The organism is Seohaeicola saemankumensis, from assembly GCF_021021435.1.
GTDB lineage: Bacteria > Pseudomonadota > Alphaproteobacteria > Rhodobacterales > Rhodobacteraceae > Seohaeicola.
Window position 1 is genome coordinate 1 of record NZ_JAINWI010000059.1, and the last position, 1199, is coordinate 1199.

A 1199-nucleotide genomic window follows, 5' to 3' on the forward strand; every position below is an offset into this window, starting at 1 on the left:
ACTCTGTTGCACACTGGTTCTCCCGATCCCGTCTCACGACTATTGCGCCAAACTGCTCCTTGCCCTCTTTCGCTCCGACGCCCTCGCGACCTACGGCTGGCTTATGCCGCCGCGACCGGAGACTGGTAGACGCCGCCCCGGGCCATCAAGGCCCAAACGATCCGCGCCATCTTGTTCGCCAACGCCACCCGCACCAGCATCGGCGGCTTGCGTTTCAGCATCTCGCCCAGCCAGGTGCCAGGTCGGGCCGCAGCGTGGACATGTCGCTTTATGATGACGCTGTTGGCACCGATGATCAGCAACCGCCTGAGGGATCGCTCGCCCATCTTTGTCGTGGCCCCGAGGCGTTGCTTTCCACCCGTCGAATGCTGCCGCGGCACCAAACCGAGCCAGGCCGCGAAGTCGCGCGCCTTGCGGAAGGTCTCGGGGGGTGGCGCCAAGACCGCGATGGCCGTGGCGATCAGTGGCCCGATGCCCGGAACCGTCATCAAGCGCCGGGCCAACTCGTTCTCTTTGGCCCGGTGGGCGATTTCGGCATCGAGCTTCCCTATTTCGGCCTCGAGATGGGTTAGTGCCGCGACCAGAACCTTGAGCGTTCCAACGGCGTCCGCGGGCAGGCCACTAACCGGATCATTGACGATGGCGATCAGCTTCGAAGCGTTCGTCGCCCCTTGCGGGACGATCTGCCCGAACTCTGTAAGATGGCCGCGCAGAGCATTGATCACCTGGGTGCGCTGCCGGATCAAAAGCTCTCGGACTCGAAAAACCATCGCTGCACCTTGGGTCTCTTCGCTCTTCACGGGCACAAAGCGCATCGTCGGACGCTGCGCTGCTTCGCAAATAGCCTCGGCATCGGCGGCATCGTTTTTCTGGCGCTTGACGAATGGCTTGACGTAGGCTGGCGGGATCAACCGAACGTCATGGCCCAGTTTGCCAATCTCGCGCGCCCAGAAATGAGCGCCGCCACAGGCTTCCATCGCGATAACGCACGGCGGCAGCTGGCCGAAAAACTCCAACACCTGCGCTCGCCGCAACTTCTTGCGCAGAACTGCTCGTCCTGCGTCATCAACTCCATGCACCTGAAATACATTTTTCGCCAGATCCAGTCCGACCGTGATAATCTTCGACATGACCGCTCTCCTTTGTGGATCGTTGCAGACCCACCTTGGCACATTGATGCCGTCGGGGGGCGGTCACAT

The 1199-nt window shown here is 61.9% G+C and carries 1 protein-coding gene; it reads right to left on the minus strand.

The window, feature by feature from the left end:
- Positions 1 to 101: 101 nt before the first annotated feature.
- The gene (locus K7H22_RS19945) at positions 102 to 1130 is read right to left on the minus strand and encodes an IS110 family transposase (protein WP_230802554.1); all 1029 of its coding nucleotides are present in this window, start codon (positions 1128 to 1130) and stop codon (positions 102 to 104) included.
- Positions 1131 to 1199 lie beyond the last annotated feature (69 nt).

Excerpts from the sequence above, each read along its gene's own strand:
- K7H22_RS19945 (WP_230802554.1), bottom strand. The coding sequence starts at position 1,130 with ATGTCGAAGATTATCACGGTCGGACTGGATCTGGCGAAAAATGTATTT.